Source organism: Nocardiopsis lucentensis DSM 44048, assembly GCF_000341125.1.
GTDB classification, from domain to species: domain Bacteria; phylum Actinomycetota; class Actinomycetes; order Streptosporangiales; family Streptosporangiaceae; genus Nocardiopsis; species Nocardiopsis lucentensis.
Genome location: NZ_ANBC01000956.1, coordinates 1 through 847 on the forward strand (window position 1 = coordinate 1; position 847 = coordinate 847).

1 protein-coding gene is annotated in these 847 nt (G+C 77.2%); it reads right to left on the minus strand.

Features of this window, described 5'->3' with window-relative positions:
- On the minus strand, nt 1-847 hold an 847-nt coding region (locus tag D471_RS40650), incomplete at both ends, for a hypothetical protein (protein ID WP_017602430.1).

Genomic DNA, 847 nt, shown 5'->3' on the forward strand with positions numbered 1-847 from the left:
CGCCGCCCCCGTGTCCACCGGGCCCTCGGCGTCCTCGGTGTCGGCCGGGGGCACCAGCGGCGCGCCCGCGTCCAGCACCGCCCCCATCTCCGGGTCGTCGGGCCGCACGAGCCCCAGCCGCACCGCGTCCGCGAACGCCGTCAGCAACCAGGCCCTCCCCCGTGACCAGAACCGCGTCGGCGCCGTGCCGCGGACCACCCGGTCCCGGCCCAACCGCCACACGGGCACCACCGCCGACCCGTCCCAGCACAGCCGCAGATGCCGGACCAGGTGCTCCGCCCCGGCCGCCACGACCGACTCCGACACCCCCGGCGCCGCACACATCAACGGCGCCACACCAGGCGCACCGTCCACACGGACCAGATCGCCCGGGCCCCCGAAGGCGTCACCCCACGGGACCACCCCGGCCTCGCGGGCGAACCGCCCGCCCAAGGACCGCGCGGCCCGGCCCGCAGCCTCCTCCAACGGGTCCAAGCCGCCCGGAACGGCGAACCGCGAGAGCGCGAGCGGGTACCAGAACACCAGTCCGCGCGTGGCCGTGTCCGCCTCGGCCCACACCGCCAGCCCCTCACTCGCCCCCCGGGCGGCCGCCACGTGTGCCGACCCGGGACGCTCCAGGGCCCGCAGCCACAACAGCCCCGCCCAGAGCCCCCCGGTCCACGATCCGCGCCGACTCGTGACCCACGCGTCGCCGGAGCGGCGAAACAGCGGATACCGGCCGTCCAACCCCGGGTGCAGGCCCTCGACGCCGTCGAGGAGGGTGTCGAGGACGCGTCGCGCCGCCACCGACGTCATGTCGGCGTTCGCGTGTCCGGGTCCGTCCCCGCCGTTCTCCCGCGACCGTTCC